We start from the raw sequence: 18,469 nt of genomic DNA, 5'->3' as shown, positions 1-18,469 counted from the left end.
CGGCCGTAGCCGCCCTGATAACGTATCCTACAATGTAGGATTATTCGCCTTTAGCTGCTTTGAATGCTTCAGCCATTGCATTAGTGAAGTTGCCTTCTTCCTGTTTGTTATTAACAGTAGCAATAGCGTCTTTCTCATCAGCTTCGTCTTTCGCACGAACAGACAGGCTGATAGCACGGTTCTTACGATCAACACCGGTGAATTTCGCTTCAACTTCATCACCAACGCTCAGAACCTGAGTTGCATCTTCAACGCGATCGCGAGAAGCTTCAGAAGCACGCAGATAACCTTCTACGCCGTCCGCTAATTCAACTGTAGCACCTTTCGCGTCAACTGCAGTCACTTTACCAGTGATGATGGCGCCTTTCTTGTTCAGTGCAACCCAGTTGTTGAACGGATCTTCTGCCAGTTGCTTAACGCCAAGCGAGATACGCTCACGCTCTGCATCAACCTGCAGGACAACGGCTGCAATTTCGTCGCCTTTTTTGTACTCGCGAACTGCTTCTTCGCCAGCTACGTTCCAGGAGATGTCAGACAGGTGTACCAGACCGTCGATGCCACCGTCCAGGCCGATGAAGATACCGAAGTCAGTAATAGACTTGATTTTACCTTCAACGCGATCGCCTTTGTTGTGGGTTTCAGCAAACTGCTGCCACGGATTGGCTTTGCACTGTTTCAGACCCAGTGAGATACGACGACGTTCTTCATCGATATCCAGGACCATAACTTCCACAACGTCACCAACGTTAACAACCTTGGATGGGTGGATGTTTTTGTTAGTCCAGTCCATTTCAGAAACGTGTACCAAACCTTCAACGCCCTCTTCGATTTCAACGAAGCAGCCGTAATCAGTCAGATTGGTCACGCGTCCGGTCAGTTTAGTACCTTCCGGATAACGCTTAGCGATAGCGACCCACGGATCTTCGCCCAGCTGTTTCAGGCCCAGAGATACACGAGTACGCTCGCGATCGAATTTCAGGACTTTAACTGTGATTTCATCACCGACGTTCACGATTTCGCTTGGATGCTTAACGCGTTTCCAGGCCATATCGGTGATGTGCAGCAGGCCGTCTACGCCGCCCAGGTCCACGAAAGCACCGTAATCGGTAAGGTTCTTAACGATACCTTTAACTTCCATGCCTTCTTGCAGGTTTTCCAGCAGCTGATCGCGCTCTGCGCTGTTTTCGGATTCGATAACCGCACGACGGGAAACAACCACGTTGTTACGTTTCTGATCCAGCTTGATTACTTTGAATTCAAGCTCTTTGCCTTCGAGATGCAGAGTATCGCGCACCGGACGCACGTCTACCAGAGAACCTGGCAGGAACGCACGAATACCGTTTAGCTCAACAGTGAAGCCGCCCTTGACTTTGCCGTTGATGACACCGGTAACGGTTTCCGCTTCTTCGTAAGCTTTTTCCAGCATCAGCCACGCTTCGTGGCGTTTTGCTTTCTCACGAGACAGCAGGGTTTCACCGAAGCCGTCTTCTACTGCATCCAGAGCAACGTCAACTTCGTCACCAACCTGGATTTCCAACTCGCCGGCTGCGTTTTTGAACTGTTCTGCCGGGATAGCAGATTCAGATTTCAGGCCCGCATCAACCAGAACTACGTCTTTGTCGATAGCAACAACGACGCCACGAACGATGGAACCCGGGCGGGTTTCGATTTCTTTCAGGGACTCTTCAAAGAGTTGAGCAAAAGATTCAGTCATATTGATAATCTTAGGATTCTTCAATTTAACGTCCACCTGACCTCACTGTCGGATGGGGTTGTTTCACATGCCTGCTCACAATCCATTGCAGCAGGTACTACTAAAATCTGGCCTGTAATCAGGCGAATTAGCTCAGCGCTAATTTCTCGCGTGCATAGTGTAGCGCTTTTTCGATCACCTGCTCGATACTCATACTGGTTGAATCCAGAATTAACGCATCGACGGCGGGAACTAAAGGCGCTATCGGCCGATTACGGTCACGCTCGTCGCGCTCCACTATCTCGGCTAAAAGACGTTCAAAGTTAACATTAAAGCCTTTTTCCTGCAACTGCAGCATGCGGCGCCTGGCCCTTTCCTGTGCTGAAGCATCAAGAAAAATTTTCACGGGTGCATCAGGGAAAACAACGGTGCCCATATCACGCCCATCAGCAATCAGCCCCGGACTCTCACGAAATGCCCGCTGTCGGCGTAGCAACGCTTCGCGCACGCGAGGAAATGCGGCAACCTGGGATGCCGCATTAGCGACCTCCTGAGTTCTGATTTCACCGCTGACGTCCTCTCCCTCAAGGATGACTTCCAGTTCGAGAGAATTAGCAACAAAACGCACGTCAAGGTGTGCTGCCAAAGGTGCCAGCGCCTCTTCACATACCAAATCGACCTGGTGATGCAGCGCAGCCAGAGCCAGCACGCGATAAATAGCCCCTGAGTCAAGCAAATGCCAGTGCAATGTTTCAGCCAGCGCCTTGCATAAGGTGCCTTTGCCTGCCCCGCCAGGGCCATCGACTGTGATAACCGGAACGGTTGTCGTCATCGTTTTCTCCTTTTCGCCGCTTTTGCCAGCGAACAACATAGATAATCTCTTTCGTCATGGCTGAAGTGCACGCATTGTCGGCTGCTTATTACGCCATAACCCGAAAGAGTAAATGCGGCGCATTATACGCATCAACGTTCGGGACCGTTAACCTTGTATGAAAAAATTCACAGTCAGGAACACACGCCCACGTTGAGCTGGGATTTACGGTAATTGAGTATGGCACGTTAGCGGCGCGCCCGTTTGTGTAAAAAGGCGCGCCGAAGCAAACTTAGGCAGGAACGCTTAAACGCGCCAGTTGCTCAAAATAATCGGGGAAAGTTTTTGCGGTGCAGCCAGGGTCGAGAATCGTCACCGGCGTATCGGAAAGCGCGACCAGAGAAAAACACATCGCTATTCGATGATCGTTATACGTGGCAATTTTTGCCGGGGTTAAACGCTCAGGCGGCGTAATAGAAATATAGTCATGTCCTTCTTCAACCTGAGCGCCCACTTTGCGCAACTCTGTCGCCATGGCGAACAAGCGATCAGTTTCCTTTACCCGCCAATTATAAATATTGCGCAGGCTGGTGGTTCCCTGAGCGAAAAGCGCGGTAGTGGCAATCGTCATTGCGGCGTCCGGTATATGGTTCATATCCATATCAATAGCATTGAGTTCGCCGCAGGTGCAGGCAATATAATCATCACCCCAGGTAATCTCGGCGCCCATGCGCTCCAGCACATCGGCAAATCGAATGTCTCCCTGAACGCTGTTTCGCCCAATGCCTGTCACTTTTACCGTCCCCCCCTTAATGGCGGCAGCGGCCAGAAAATAGGACGCCGACGATGCATCGCCTTCAATGAGATAGGCGCCCGGAGAGCGATATTGCTGGCTACCGCGGACAAAGAAACGCTGATAGCCGTGATTATCTACCTTCACGCCGAAGTCTGCCATCAGGTGAAGCGTAATATCTATATACGGTTTTGATACTAAATCGCCGTCTATAACAATAGTAGTATCCTGCTCTGCAAGCGGAGCTGCCATTAATAGCGCAGTCAAAAACTGGCTGGAGACGCTACCGTCAACCGATATTTCGCCACCGACAAAGCCGCCCTGCAGGCGCAAAGGAGGGAAATCTGGCTGCTCCAGATAGTCAATTTTCGCCCCGCCTTGCCGCAGTGCATCCACCAAATGGCCAATCGGGCGCTCTTTCATTCTGGGTTCGCCGGTAAGCGTTACGGATATATCGCTTAAGCACAGCGCTGCCGCCAGCGGGCGCATCGCTGTGCCTGCATTTCCAAGAAACAGCTCAAGGGCTTTTGTCGCTCGCAGCGGCCCACCCAGTCCTGTGACTTCACAGCATCGGCGATCTTCCGACAACCGGTATGAAACACCCAGCGTCTGCAGCGCATTTAGCATATGGCGCACGTCATCGCTGTCCAGCAAGTTATTAAGCACCGTAGTGCCTGATGCCTGAGCAGCCAGAAGCAGTGCGCGGTTTGAAACGCTTTTTGAGCCGGGAAGATTGATGGTGCCTTCGATATGGGCAATGGGTGCCAGTGTCAGGGATTCCTGCATGTAAAAAATACTCTTTTTAGCAAAATGAACCGCGCTGCAGCGCGGCGTAATAAACATTAGCCATGTCGGCGTTCAAAATCGCGCATAAAATCAACCAGCACCTCAACGCCGGCCAGCGGCATTGCGTTATAAATAGATGCGCGCATGCCGCCTGCGACCCGATGCCCCTTCAAAGCGTGTAGACCTTCGGCAAAGGCCTCTGCCAGAAACACGTCATCCAGAGCGCTATCGGCAAGCTGAAAAGGCACATTCATACGCGAGCGATTGTCCGCGGCGACGTTATTCCGATATAAATCGCTATTGTCCACCGTGCTATACAGCAAATCTGCCTTTTGTTGATTCCGCTTATCCATTTCGCTAACGCCGCCCTGCGCTTTCAGCCATTGAAAAACCAGCCCGGAAAGATACCAGGCAAACGTTGGCGGAGTATTAAACATGGAGTCGTTTTTATTGAGTACCGTATAATCAAGAATGGATGGGCAGTAACGGCTGGCTTTCCCCAACAAATCCTCGCGTACAATCACCAGCGTTAATCCAGCAGGGCCAATATTCTTCTGCGCGCCAGCGTAAATTACGCCATAGCGACTCACATCAATCGGAGCAGATAAAATTGATGAGGAGTAATCGGCAACTACCACGGTTTCATCGCCAAATGCGGGCGTTTCATGCAGCGCCAGCCCATCGATGGTTTCATTGGGACAATAATGGAGATAGGCGGCCCCTGGCGTTAATTGCCATTCACTCATCGGTTTTAGCGCTCGCTTTCCTTCGCGCGTAATTTTTGCATCAATGGTATGTGGAGTCAGATATTTTTCGGCTTCTTTAATGGCGCTCGCCGCCCAATACCCCCCGTCCACATAATCCGCGCAGGCGCCCTTGCCCAGCAAATTCAGCGGCACAGCGGCAAACTGCCCGCGACCGCCGCCGTGGCAAAATAATACGCGATAGTTGGAGGGAATATGCATCAGATCGCGAAGATCCTGCTCTGCCTGTTCGGCAACCTGGATGAACGCTTTGCCCCGATGGCTTATCTCCATAACGGAGGTGCCAAGCCCATTCCAGTTTCGTAATTCTTGCTGCGCCTGCTGCAGCACATCGGCCGGCAGCATTGCCGGACCAGAGCTAAAGTTATAGACCTGCGTCATTTCCCTCACCACGCTTTATAAAAGTAAATCATTGTGATTACCGGTTTTATCACTCAGCAGAAGCACCTGCAATGGATAATCCCGATTGCCTCCCTCTTACGCCCGCCATCCAATAGAATATTTATCTAACACCAAAGTAATATGAGAAATTTATCGCTGTTAGTTCGCCCACTGCCTCCACTCGCGATTCTTCACTTCTTCCCTAACCGCCATCGCGGGTTTCCTACGATAACCTCATGCGCGACGATGGCGTACCTCTGCGAAAATCCGTATCATGCGCGCCTTAACGCACTACAAAAGTGAACAAAACATGAGCCAAACGTTTATTCCTGGTAAAGACGCCGCCCTGGAAGCCTCTATTGAACGCTTCCAGCAACAGCTCAACAATTTAGGTTTCCATATTGAAGAAGCTTCCTGGCTAAACCCTGTTCCAAACGTTTGGTCAGTGCATATTCGCGACAAAGAATGTGCGCTTTGTTTTACTAACGGGAAAGGTGCTACGCGCAAAGCGGCGCTGGCTTCTGCTCTTGGCGAATATTTCGAACGCCTGTCTACCAACTATTTCTTTGCCGATTTTTGGCTGGGTAAAGCACAGGCTGATGCGCCATTTGTACACTACCCTAACGAACGCTGGTTCCCTGTCCCTACTGACGACGCGCTGCCTGAAGGCATACTTGATGAACAGCTGCGCGAGTTTTACGACCCGGATGGCGAACTCCGCGCCAGTATGTTAATCGATCTGCAAACCAGCAATGCGGCGCGGGGCGTGTGCGCTTTGCCGTTTACGCGTCAGTCAGACAATAAAACGATTTATATCCCGGTCAATATTATCGGTAACCTTTATGTTTCAAACGGCATGTCAGCAGGTAATACCCGTAATGAAGCACGCGTTCAGGGTTTATCTGAAGTGTTTGAGAGATACGTAAAGAATCGGATTATTGCTGAATGTATCAGCTTGCCGGAAATACCCTTATCAGTGCTACAACGTTATCCGGCCGTGGTCGAAGCCATTGAGAAACTTGAAACGGAAGGTTTCCCTATTTTCGCTTATGATGCTTCTCTTGGCGGCCAGTATCCTGTCATTTGTGTGGTGCTGTTTAACCCAGACAATGGCACCTGCTTCGCCTCTTTTGGCGCGCACCCTGATTTTGGTGTCGCACTTGAACGCACCGTCACTGAATTATTGCAGGGAAGAAGTCTGAAGGATTTAGATGTGTTTACGCCACCGACGTTTGACGATGAAGAAGTGGCTGAACATACCAATCTGGAAACTCACTTTATTGACTCAAGCGGCTTGATTTCATGGGATCTGTTTAAACAAGACGCTGATTATTCGTTTGTAGACTGGAACTTTTCTGGTACGACTGAGGAAGAATTTGCCACGCTAATGGCTATTTTCGAAGACGAGCTCAAAGAAGTTTATATCGCTGATTACGAACATTTAGGGGTTTACGCCTGCCGGATTTTAGTGCCTGGTATGTCAGATATCTATCCGGCAGAAGATTTATGGTTGGCAAACAATAATATGGGCGGCCATTTACGCGAAACTATTTTTAACCTACCGGAAAGCGCCTGGGATAAAGCGGATTATCTGCAGCTTATCGAACAATTTGATGATGAAAGCCTGGATGATTTTACTCGCGTGCGCGAGCTACTGGGCCTGGCTACCGGGAAAGATAACGGCTGGTCAACGCTGCGCATCGGGGAGCTCAAGGCTATGTTAGCGCTGGCCGGGGGCGACCTGGAACAAGCACTTATTTGGACCGAGTGGACCATGGAATTTAATGGTTCAGTGTTTTCTCCTGAACGCGCGCGCTATTATCGCTGCCTGCAAACACTCCTGCTTCTGGCCCAAGAGCCAGATAGAAAGCCCGAGCAATACTACTATGCTTTTGTGCGTATGTTTGGCAAGGAAGCGGTGGAAGCTGCAAGCGCCGCAATAAGTGGAGAAGCACCATTCTATGGCCTGGTCGCGGTTGACGACGAATTCACCGCTTTCCCGGCGCATCGTGCGCTACTGGGCGCATGGCAGAAACTACAGCGCGCCAAATCTGCCGCACAAGAAGCATAGAATCAGCACAAATACCCCCTTAGGGTTAGCTTCTTTTTTTGATATATTTCGGGACAGCGCGTCCCGTTTTTAAATTAAAAATTAAAATCAACAATTGTCATAAATAAGTTAAATAATAGTAAATGCAATATTTTATATAAAATTTAATTGTTGATTTTATTTATTTAAAAACCGCTATTGATTAACTTATTCGGAGGTAAAAACAATAATAATTCAACTTAATCAATAAACTTTAAAATTTATTTTTTACATAAAAATCAATAAATTATTCTGGAGTAGGGTAAAAATCAAACTATTCCCAGGCCTATTAGCCAGGCGAGATATGATCTATATCAAATTCTCATCTATAATGCTTTGTTAGTATCTCGTCGCCGACTTAAATAAAGAGAGAGTTAGTGTGAAAGCTGACAACCCTTTTGATCTATTGCTCCCATCTGATATGGCGAAAGTCGCCGAAGAAGCGGGTGTCTATAAGGCAACAAAACATCCGATGACCACGTTTTATCTGGCCATTACGGCAGGCGTGTTTATCTCCATCGCATTCGTTTTTTATATTACCGCTACAACCGGTACTGCCGAGATGCCTTATGGTATCTCAAAACTTATCGGCGGTATCTGCTTCTCCCTTGGTTTAATTCTCTGCGTCATTTGCGGTGCGGATCTATTTACCTCCACCGTGCTGATTGTTGTCGCCAAAGCCAGCGGGCGTATTAGCTGGGGCCAACTGGCGAAAAACTGGCTGAATGTCTATGTAGGTAACCTGCTGGGTGCACTGCTTTTCGTGCTGCTTATCTGGCTGTCCGGAGAATATATGGTGGATAACGGTCTCTGGGGGTTGAATGTTTTACAAACCGCCGATCACAAACTTCACCATACCTTTATTGAAGCCCTGAGCCTCGGTATCCTGGCGAATCTTATGGTTTGCCTCGCCGTCTGGATGAGCTATTCCGGGCACAGCTTAATGGATAAGGCGTTAATTATGGTGCTCCCTGTCGGCATGTTTGTCGCCAGCGGCTTTGAACACAGCATCGCAAATATGTTTATGATCCCAATGGGGATTGTCGTACGCCACTTCGGCTCGCCAGAATTCTGGCACGCTATCGGCGCATCGCCGGAGCAATTTTCGCATCTGACCATTATGAATTTCATCACCGATAATCTTATACCCGTTACAATAGGTAACATTATCGGCGGCGGTATTTTGGTTGGATTGACATACTGGATTATTTACCTGCGCCGCAGCGACAAGCACTAATATTGTTGCCTAAGGCGCAGTAAATCGGAACTTCCACATTAGAAGGTAGGTGTTACATGTCCGAGCTTAATGAAAAATTAACCGCAGCCTGGGAAGGGTTTGCTAAAGGCGAATGGCAGGGTGAAGTCAACGTTCGCGACTTTATCCAGAAAAACTATAGCCCATATGAAGGCGATGAAACCTTCCTGGCCGGTGCGACCGACGCGACGAGCCGCCTGTGGGATAACGTAATGGAAGGCATCAAAATTGAAAACCGCACGCACGCGCCGGTTGATTTTGATACTTCTGTTCCTGCTACCATTACTTCACACGATGCCGGCTATATCATTAAAGACCTCGAAAAAGTCGTAGGTCTGCAGACGGAAGCACCGCTTAAGCGTGCTCTGATCCCGTTTGGCGGCATCAAAATGATCGTAAACTCATGTAAAGCTTACGATCGTGAAATCGATCCAGAAACGCTGAAAATTTTCACCGAATATCGTAAGACGCATAATCAGGGCGTATTTGATGTTTATACCCCGGATATCCTGCGCTGCCGTAAATCAGGTGTACTGACCGGCCTGCCGGATGCCTATGGCCGTGGTCGTATCATCGGTGACTATCGTCGCGTAGCGCTGTACGGTATCGATTACCTGATGAAAGATAAATTCGCTCAGTTCACCTCTCTGCAGTCAAAACTGGAAAATGGTGAAGATTTAGAAGCGACTATCCGTCTGCGTGAGGAAATTGCTGAACAGCATCGCGCACTGGGTCAGATTAAAGAAATGGCGGCTAAATATGGCTGTGATATCTCTGGCCCGGCAACTAACGCTCAGGAAGCAGTACAGTGGACCTATTTCGGTTACCTGGCCGCAGTTAAATCTCAAAACGGCGCCGCCATGTCCTTCGGTCGTGTTTCCAGCTTCCTGGATATCTACATCGAACGCGATCTGAAAGCCGGTAAAATCACTGAACAAGACGCTCAGGAACTGATCGACCACCTGGTGATGAAGCTGCGTATGGTTCGCTTCCTGCGTACTCCTGAATATGACGAACTGTTCTCCGGCGACCCAATTTGGGCTACAGAGTCTATCGGCGGTATGGGTTTAGATGGCCGTACTCTGGTTACCAAGAGCAGCTTCCGTTTCCTGAACACCCTGTACACCATGGGGCCGTCTCCGGAACCTAATATGACCATTCTGTGGTCAGAAAAACTGCCGTTGAACTTCAAGAAATTCGCTGCGAAAGTGTCTATTGATACCTCATCTGTACAGTATGAGAACGATGACCTGATGCGTCCGGATTTCAACAACGACGACTATGCTATCGCCTGCTGCGTAAGCCCAATGATAGTTGGTAAGCAGATGCAGTTCTTCGGCGCACGCGCCAACCTGGCGAAAACCATGCTGTATGCAATCAATGGCGGCGTGGACGAAAAACTGAAAATGCAGGTCGGCCCGAAAGAAGCACCTATCACAGACGACGTGCTGAACTTTGATACCGTAATGGCTCGTATGGATCATTTCATGGACTGGCTGGCTAAGCAGTATGTCACCGCCCTGAATATCATTCACTACATGCATGACAAGTACAGCTATGAAGCTTCTCTGATGGCGCTGCACGATCGCGATGTCATCCGTACTATGGCTTGCGGTATTGCTGGTCTGTCCGTTGCGGCTGACTCTCTGTCCGCAATTAAATATGCAAAAGTGAAACCTGTTCGTGACGAAAACGGTCTGGCCGTAGACTTCGAAATCGAAGGCGAATACCCGCAGTTTGGTAACAACGACCCGCGCGTTGACGATTTAGCCGTTGATCTGGTTGAACGCTTCATGAAGAAAATTCAGAAGCTGCATACTTATCGCAACGCAATTCCAACGCAGTCAGTGCTAACCATCACCTCTAACGTCGTTTATGGTAAGAAAACGGGTAACACTCCGGATGGCCGCCGCGCAGGCGCTCCGTTCGGCCCCGGCGCTAACCCGATGCACGGCCGCGATCAGAAAGGCGCAGTGGCTTCTCTGACCTCTGTTGCAAAACTGCCGTTCGCCTATGCGAAGGATGGTATCTCCTATACCTTCTCTATCGTGCCGAACGCGCTGGGTAAAGACGACGAAGTTCGTAAGACTAACCTTGCCGGCCTGATGGATGGGTACTTCCACCACGAAGCCAGCATTGAAGGTGGCCAGCACCTGAACGTCAACGTGATGAACCGCGAAATGCTGCTTGACGCGATGGATAACCCGGAAAAATATCCGCAGTTGACTATCCGTGTATCTGGTTACGCAGTGCGTTTCAACTCACTGACGAAAGAACAGCAGCAAGACGTTATCACTCGTACATTCACGCAAACCATGTAATTCACGATTTGCCTGAAAAAGCGTAGAATAAAGGCTCCACTTCGGTGGAGCCTTTTTACCAATTGTTCTCCTGTACAAGCCTGCTTTGTCAGTTATCTTTTTTATTAAGGCAACTGCTAAAACAGACTATCCGACACGGCCGCTGAGCTGTGCGCAAACAAGCTCGAAATGGGCAATATCTGGAGATAACACCGCAATGTCAGTCACTGGTCGTATTCACTCCTTTGAGTCTTGTGGCACCGTAGACGGGCCTGGTATTCGCTTTATTACCTTCTTTCAGGGCTGCCTGATGCGCTGCCTGTACTGCCATAACCGGGATACATGGGATACCCATACCGGTAAAGAAGTAACGGTTGATGAACTAATGGCAGAAGCCGTGACTTACCGTCATTTCATGAATGCTTCCGGCGGCGGTGTAACGGCTTCTGGCGGCGAAGCGATTTTGCAGGCAGAGTTTGTCCGTGACTGGTTTCGCGCTTGTAAACAGGAAGGTATTCATACCTGCCTTGATACCAATGGCTTTGTGCGTCGTTACGATCCGGTTATTGATGAGCTACTGGAAGTTACCGATCTGGTTATGCTTGATCTAAAACAAATGAACGATGAAATACACCAATTGCTGGTAGGCGTATCTAATCAGCGCACGCTGGAATTCGCGCGCTATCTCGCTCAAAAAGGTATTAATACCTGGATTCGCTATGTCGTAGTGCCGGGATGGTCGGACGACGACGACTCCGCGCACCGGTTAGGTGAATTTACCCGTGATATGGGCAATGTAGAAAAAATTGAACTGCTGCCCTATCACGAGCTGGGGAAACATAAATGGGTGGCAATGGGTGAAGAGTATAAATTGGACGGCGTAAAGCCGCCGAAAAAAGAGACTATGGAGCGAGTAAAATCCATCCTTGAGCAATATGGTCATAAAGTCATGTACTGATCGTAATGCGCAATCCCACCGAGAATCCGCCTCCATTATTTATTAGCCGGAGTGAGGTGGCCTAAGTGTTCATCGCTATATCTTAAGCCGCCCCACCCATCTCCTCGTCAAACGGCATCAGCAACCCGGTTCTCGCCATCAGGCGAATGTGTTTATAGCAGCCGGACATCTGAATAACATCAGCAAAAAGAAAGTATGGCATTGCCAAAGCATCCTCAAAAGAAGGTGTGGCCTTTTAGGTCATGAGCTTACAGAAAAAGAGAAGGTGCAACAAACCCTGCGCCGTTAATTGAGCCTGAACGCCCCAATTAGATTTTTCGGATTAATAAACAAAAACGCGGCCGGTAATAACCGACCGCATTGGAAAGTCCACCAGCGTGTATATCAGGCATGCGCCACTGGGGTTGGATGCTGTCCCGCTTTGCGCAGTAGCATCATGAGGTATACAAAAGAGACGCTGGCAATCATGATAAATAGCAAATTATCAGAGTAGCGCTGCATCAGCATTGATGTCAGCGACGGCCCGGCAAGGCTGCCGATAGTATAACTGAGCAACAGAGCCTGATTCATTGCAACCAGCTGATGGTGCCCGACTTTTTCGCAGGCCCAGGCCATAGCTACCGGATACAGCGTAAACCCGGCCGCGCCAAGGATAAACAGCGATGGCCCCATCGCCGCATTGCCTAGCATTGCAAGTGCCCCCAAAATCACAACAAACACCTGCACACGCAGAACCAGTAAACGCCCATAGCGGTCAGCAAGTCTGCCAATTGGCCACTGCCCCACAATTCCGGCACTAACCATTACCGCCATCCAGAAGCCAATATGCGCATCACTGATCCCCTGGTGATTTAACCAGAGCGGCATCAGGCCGTATAACGATCCTAAAACAATACCGGAAATAATACAGCCGTTAACACCCAGCCGAGCCTCACGCAGACGCAGCATACTCCACATATGCGTAGACTCATGACCCTCGCCGTGCATATTCACTATGTGGGTAAAAAGAAGCGGTAGAATTCCGGCAATCACCATACCACTTACCCACGGCAGAATATTCAGCAATTCCGTAGATACTTTACTGATAAGTAACTGCCCGGCGACGGTACCTAAATAGTAAACCATCATGTAGGCCGCCAACAGACGGCCGCGATTGCGCGATGTTCCGCTACTCATGAGCGCACTTTCGACAACAACCCAGATCATAGCGCAGCCAACGCCTGCGATAAATCGCCAGGCAAGCCAGCTCCAAAACCCTGTCATTATGCCAAGCCCAAGGCACGCCACCCCAAAAATCGCTGACGCCAGATAATAACTGCGATTAAAGCCCCACTTTTTAATCAATACTCCGGTAACCAGCGTTCCCGCCAGGTTGCCGGTAAAATAAGAGGAGCTTACCATCCCTACTTGCCAGGTTGGCAGTTGATCGTGGGCAAGCCACAGCGGCACTAATGTATTCATTACCGCGATAGCCAGAGTCAGCAAAAGTAGGCCACAGAGCAGAAAAAGCACTGGCCGGGTCCAGACAGACATGTATTTTTGAGCCGTTAAAGATGGTGGAAATTAAGCGCATCATGCCATTGGCAAAAACATTGTCAATCTACTCTTTTCGGGTATAAACACATTTTGCTACTCGTCGATTGACAAAACTAATCTATCCGCTTCGGGATATAAAGCAGGACAACGATAATCAATTGATTCTAAAAAAATTAAATTAAACCCCGCCGTCGCGTTTACGCTAAAAATTTCATCGATTATTTTATTTCCACACGGAGTCGCTCAGGGAAAAATATAATTTCTGTTCTTCGGATAAGTAAAATTTTTAATAAATGCAGTGAACAAATAACATTCAATTAACGCACGAAGAACATTATAAAAATGCTTTATTTTATTAACTCAATATAACTTATGTACACCAACCTTATATCAGAGTTAAAAATAGCTCTGTTAATAATTACGCAACACAACTAATCGATGACAATTCCCGGCTTAACCGTGGTGCAAAGCGGCGTTAATTCTCTCAGTCAGGAATATCCACTTCGATACAGCGAGGTGAATATTCAAAGACAACAAAATAGGATATAGCCTGTTAATGATTTAACTGTCAGTATAAAGTTTTCAGCGCCTCATCAAAGTAAGCGCATTTTAGAGAGCATTGCCTTCCCTCCAGGCACCGGCGGGTTTACTGTTTAAAAAAACATCGACCACCTTTGATGGATTTACCTGCAGAAGCGAATAGAAAAAATATCACCCATTGCCGATCGGGCCGATAGAAAGTGTCTCAGTGAACGATGCTGACACTCATATCAATGCGTACGAAGCCACTGTAATGGCCTTCCCCACACAGATTGCCTGAGAAACGTCAACACATAGAAAATAGGCGGGAAATATTTTATTCATGAGGCAATGCCGCACGCGGCAACGTGCGGCATTAAGATACAAAAGATTAGCCGGCAACCGCCATTCCAACGGTCATGTGCAATCCATAAAACACGCCACGGCCGATGAGCTCTGCCACAACGACAAGCACAAACGCACAGCTTAAGGTCGCCACCGCAGGCTGATTCCCTTTTAACTGCGGCCATGCCCAAAGCGCCAGCGCGCAGGCCAGTAGCACAATGCGCCATGAGGATAGCACACCGTAGCCAGGCACCAGCGCACTCGCCTGCTGGACCGAACTGTGAATATCAGGTAACGCAGCCCCCTGCATCACAATAGCGATTGCACTGACCAATACACCCAATAGCGCAATTACTGGCAGAAAGCCCGGTGCGCACCCGCGCACATCCGCATTGCGCAGCAGTATATAACCCAGAAGCGATCCGCCAATAAACATTGTCATAAAAAAGTTTAACGGCGTCCAGATGCTATACCAGGTTGGGACGGTGTCTATCGTGCTGTAAACCCGGCTCATCAGCCAGACAAAAACTATGCCCAGCGCCATAGTGACCACCAGCCAAATCTTACCCAACGCCGTCGGCATCTTTTTAACAACGCTAATTAACCACCAAAAACCGCCAACGGCAAAGAAAATTGAACCACCGGCAATTTCATTGCTCAACCCCGACTGCCCTATGCGATTCAGAGAATTAAATGCTCGCAGCGGCGACCCCAGGTGCATTATCGAAGCGATAAACGCAATCCCCATAAGAACCCACAGCACTATCATCGAAAGAGTCAGGCGATACCGCTTTTCTTCCGACATTTTGCCTGCCAGTAATGCGCCGCCAACAACCAAAACTGCACCGGCAACGCATTGTCCGAGGACGGTAAAAATCATTAACGGCCACTCATGCCATCCGCTGCCCATCTTAGACCTCCTTCGGATTTGCCAGACGGCCCGTGGTATCCCCGGTCGGGCGGCTATTGGCGTTAGGTTTAATTACAATATTGGGACGCGTAAAGTGCGAGGCCGGGAGCGGAGCTACCTGCGCCAGATCGCCATGACGAGCCCGAAGATCCTCAATTGGGCCAAAATCCAGCGCGCGCAGCGGGCAGGATTCCACACAAATAGGCTTATGCCCTTCTGCAACGCGCTCATGACATCCATCACATTTAGTCATATGGCCTTTTTTAGCGTTGTACTGAGGCGCGCCGTATGGACAAGCCATATGACAATACCGGCAACCAATGCATACTTCTTCGTTCACTACCACAAAGCCATCTTCGCGCTTGTGCATCGCCCCGCTTGGGCAAACTTTCGTACAGGCAGGATCGGCGCAGTGATTACAAGAAATAGAGAGGTAATAGGCAAAGACATTTTGATGCCAGACGCCATTATCTTCCTGCCAGTCCCCTCCGGCGTATTCATAAATACGGCGGAAACTGACATCCGGCGTGAGATCTTTGTAGTCTTTACAGGCCAGTTCACACGTTTTACAACCAGTGCAGCGACTGGAGTCAATATAAAATCCATATTGGGTTGTCATTTGTTACTCCTTACGCCTTTTCCACCTGGACAAGGTTGGTGTGCGATGGGTTACCTTTTGCCAGCGGCGAAGGGCGCTGCGTGGTCAATACATTAATACAGCCTGCGCGATCTATCCGCTGCTTATCCGGGTCATACCAGGCGCCTTCTCCCAGCGCTACAACGCCCGGCAAAATACGCGGCGTGACTTTTGCAGCAATGTGCACTTCGCCACGGTCATTGAAGATACGAATTGCATCACCATTTTTAATGTCGCGTTCGCGTGCATCGAGAGGGTTAATCCACATCTCCTGACGACAGGCAGCCTTCAGTACATCCACATTGCCGTAAGTTGAATGCGCGCGCGCTTTATAGTGGAAACCGGTAAGCTGCAGCGGGTATTTTTTCGCCAGAGGATCGGTGATATGTTCAAAACCGGGGCTATAGACCGGTAGGGGATCGATAACGTCATCCTTTTCCAGCGTCCAGGTTTTCGCTATTTCAGCGAGCTGGGCAGAATAGATTTCAATTTTGCCAGAAGGGGTTGTTAGTGGGTTTGCCGCAGGGTTTTCCCGGAATGCCTTATAGGCGATATGGTGCCCTTCCGGATCGCGTTGCTTAAAGATGCCTTGCTTACGGAATTCTTCAAAAGAAGGCAGCGCAGGGATAGCTTCACGCGACTGCTCATAAAGATGCCGGAGCCACCCTTCCTGAGTGCGCCCTTCAGTAAAGCGCTGCTCAACGCCCATACGTTTTGCAAGTTCACTGGTAATGTCATAGATATTTTTGCACTCAAAACGCGGCTTAATCGCCTGATCGGCAAAAATGACGTAGGCCATGTTGCCGCATGAAGCATCCAGAGCGAAGTCCATCTGTTCTGAAGCCGTGCAGTCCGGCAAAAGGAGATCGGCATATTTTGCCGAGCTGGTCATATGGTTATCAATGACCACAATCAGCTCACACTTCGTGTCATCCTGCAAAATATCATGCGTGCGATTTATCTGTGAATGCTGATTGATCAGACAGTTGCTGGCATAGTTCCAAATCATCTTGATAGGGACATCCAACTTCTCTTTTCCGCGTACGCCGTCCCGAATGCGAGTCATTTCTGGGCCGCGTTCAATAGCATCCGTCCACATAAACATAGAGATGCTGGTGGCAACCGGGTTTTCCAACGTAGGCATCCGCACAAAAGGTAGCTCGTAAGAACCTTCACGCGCACCGGTATTACCACCGGCGATACCTACATTCCCGGTAAGAATGGCCAGCATTGCTATCGCGCGGGACGCCAGTTCACCATTTGCATGGCGCTGCGGCCCCCAGCCCTGTGAGATACAGGCGGTTTTAGCACCGGCAATCTCCCGCGCCAGCCTGATAATCCGCGCGGCTGGAATGCCCGTGATTGCTGCGGCCCACTCCGGTGTTTTAGCCGTGCTATCAGCGCCCTGGCCCAGAATATAAGCTTTATAATGACCATTCGCAGGGGCACCAGCCGGCAATGTTTTCTCATCATAGCCGATGCAGTAAGCATCCAAAAACGCCCGATCAACGAGGTCTTCTTTGATCATCACCCAGGCCAGCGCCGACACCAGTGCCGCATCGGTGCCCGGGCGGATAGGGATCCATTCGTCTTCACGACCAGCGCCGGTATCGGTATAGCGCGGATCGATAATAATCATTCGCGCCTGAGAGCGTTCGCGCGCCTGCTCCAGATAATATGTGACGCCGCCACCGCTCATTCGCGTCTCGCCCGGGTTGTTTCCGAACAAAACCACCAGCTCACTATTTTCTATATCTGAAGGGCTATTGCCATCGGCCCAGCCGCCATAGGTGTAGTTAAGCCCCTCGGCTATCTGCGCCGTAGAATAATCGCCATAATGATTAAGGTAACCGCCACAGCAGTTCATCAGTCGCGCAATCAGGGTATTTCCCGGAGGCCAGGAACGCGTAATAGTGCCCCCCAGCGTTCCGGTGCCATAATTAAGGTAAATAGATTCGTTGCCGTACTCTTTAATCAAGCGCTGCAGGTTGGAAGCGAGTGTGTCGAAGGCTTCTTCCCAGGAAATACGCTCAAACTTACCTTCACCGCGTTTGCCAACGCGCTTCATCGGGTATTTCAGGCGATCTGGGTTATATACGCGCCGCCGCATTGAGCGCCCGCGCAGGCAGGCACGCACCTGATGCAGGCCTTCATAATCGTCATCACCGGTATTATCGGTTTCAACATATTTAATTTCACCGTCAACGACGTGCATCCGCAGCGGGCAACGGCTTCCACAGTTTACAGTGCACGCGCTCCAGACAACTTTTTCCGGAGAGGAGCCTGCGGCTTTTTCAGCGGCAAATACCTGGTGTGAGAAAGGTAAACTTAGCGCCCCGCTAGCGGCAGCAAGCCCGCACAGCGCTGTATTTTTAACCAGCGCTCTGCGACTTACCTCCGCAGCCAGTATTGCTTCGGGGGATTCTTTCATAAAAATCACTCATTGCTTATTTAATAAACGGCAGACTTGCGTCTGTACCGGAAAGCAGGAAGCTGTAAAACGTTTCACCTGAGGCGAATTATTGTAAAAAGCGGATATGTACTCCCTGGTAGCCAGAAGAATACTTATTTGGAAGTAATGAATATTGTCAGATGTCAAATGTGGGTAAGAAAACCGCCACTGGCAGTGATTTTGTTTAGGTGAGTATTCTCCCCTTCGGTAAGCGAAATGGCGCGTTTTTATCTTGTAAAT

General features: G+C 49.5%; 12 protein-coding genes. 4 read left to right on the top strand and 8 right to left on the bottom strand.

The features are described from left to right. Positions 1–40 precede the first annotated feature (40 nt). The 4 genes from rpsA to serC form a co-directional block, all read right to left on the bottom strand. Positions 41–1,714: a 30S ribosomal protein S1 gene (gene rpsA / locus SFA31_RS12725; protein WP_322839362.1), complete on the bottom strand. Its 1,674-nt coding sequence runs from the start codon at positions 1,712–1,714 to the stop codon at positions 41–43. Between the two features lie 127 nt (positions 1,715–1,841). Next, positions 1,842–2,525, bottom strand: a complete 684-nt coding sequence (cmk, locus tag SFA31_RS12720; protein ID WP_322838311.1) for a (d)CMP kinase — start codon at positions 2,523–2,525, stop codon at positions 1,842–1,844. A gap of 271 nt (positions 2,526–2,796) precedes the next feature. Beyond that, positions 2,797–4,083, bottom strand: a complete 1,287-nt coding sequence (gene aroA / locus SFA31_RS12715; protein ID WP_322838310.1) for a 3-phosphoshikimate 1-carboxyvinyltransferase — start codon at positions 4,081–4,083, stop codon at positions 2,797–2,799. Between the two features lie 56 nt (positions 4,084–4,139). Continuing rightward, a complete protein-coding gene (serC, locus tag SFA31_RS12710; protein WP_322838309.1) occupies positions 4,140–5,228 on the bottom strand; it encodes a 3-phosphoserine/phosphohydroxythreonine transaminase in 1,089 nt (362 codons plus the stop codon). 310 nt (positions 5,229–5,538) lie between these two features. Between serC and ycaO the strand changes: the two genes are divergently transcribed. The 4 genes from ycaO (at position 5,539) to pflA (ending at position 11,830) form a co-directional block, all read left to right on the top strand. Beyond that, on the top strand, positions 5,539–7,299 hold the full coding sequence (gene ycaO, locus SFA31_RS12705) for a 30S ribosomal protein S12 methylthiotransferase accessory factor YcaO (protein WP_322838308.1): 1,761 nt from the start codon (positions 5,539–5,541) through the stop codon (positions 7,297–7,299). A gap of 397 nt (positions 7,300–7,696) precedes the next feature. Then, complete coding sequence (gene focA / locus SFA31_RS12700) at positions 7,697–8,554, top strand: formate transporter FocA (RefSeq protein WP_322838307.1); 858 nt, start codon at positions 7,697–7,699, stop codon at positions 8,552–8,554. A gap of 56 nt (positions 8,555–8,610) precedes the next feature. Next, on the top strand, positions 8,611–10,893 hold the full coding sequence (gene pflB / locus SFA31_RS12695; protein WP_322838306.1) for a formate C-acetyltransferase: 2,283 nt from the start codon (positions 8,611–8,613) through the stop codon (positions 10,891–10,893). 196 nt (positions 10,894–11,089) lie between these two features. Then, positions 11,090–11,830: a pyruvate formate lyase 1-activating protein gene (pflA, locus tag SFA31_RS12690; RefSeq protein WP_322838305.1), complete on the top strand. Its 741-nt coding sequence runs from the start codon at positions 11,090–11,092 to the stop codon at positions 11,828–11,830. A 384-nt stretch (positions 11,831–12,214) separates the two neighbouring features. Here the strand turns inward: pflA and SFA31_RS12685 are convergent, their stop codons facing one another. From SFA31_RS12685 to dmsA, 4 genes are all read right to left on the bottom strand, one after another. Further along, the gene (locus SFA31_RS12685) at positions 12,215–13,363 is read right to left on the bottom strand and encodes an MFS transporter (protein WP_322838304.1); all 1,149 of its coding nucleotides are present in this window, start codon (positions 13,361–13,363) and stop codon (positions 12,215–12,217) included. 913 nt (positions 13,364–14,276) lie between these two features. Then, the gene (locus SFA31_RS12680; RefSeq protein WP_322838303.1) at positions 14,277–15,140 is read right to left on the bottom strand and encodes a dimethyl sulfoxide reductase anchor subunit family protein; all 864 of its coding nucleotides are present in this window, start codon (positions 15,138–15,140) and stop codon (positions 14,277–14,279) included. A gap of 1 nt (position 15,141) precedes the next feature. After that, complete coding sequence (locus tag SFA31_RS12675) at positions 15,142–15,759, bottom strand: DMSO/selenate family reductase complex B subunit (protein ID WP_322838302.1); 618 nt, start codon at positions 15,757–15,759, stop codon at positions 15,142–15,144. A gap of 10 nt (positions 15,760–15,769) precedes the next feature. Continuing rightward, on the bottom strand, positions 15,770–18,208 hold the full coding sequence (gene dmsA, locus SFA31_RS12670) for a dimethylsulfoxide reductase subunit A (RefSeq protein ID WP_322838301.1): 2,439 nt from the start codon (positions 18,206–18,208) through the stop codon (positions 15,770–15,772). Positions 18,209–18,469: the final 261 nt, after the last annotated feature.

This window comes from Erwinia sp. HR93, from assembly GCF_034555055.1.
Classification (GTDB): Bacteria; Pseudomonadota; Gammaproteobacteria; order Enterobacterales; family Enterobacteriaceae; genus Apirhabdus; species Apirhabdus apintestini.
Note: the sequence above shows the minus strand (reverse complement) of the source record. Positions and strands in the feature narration are given on the sequence as shown.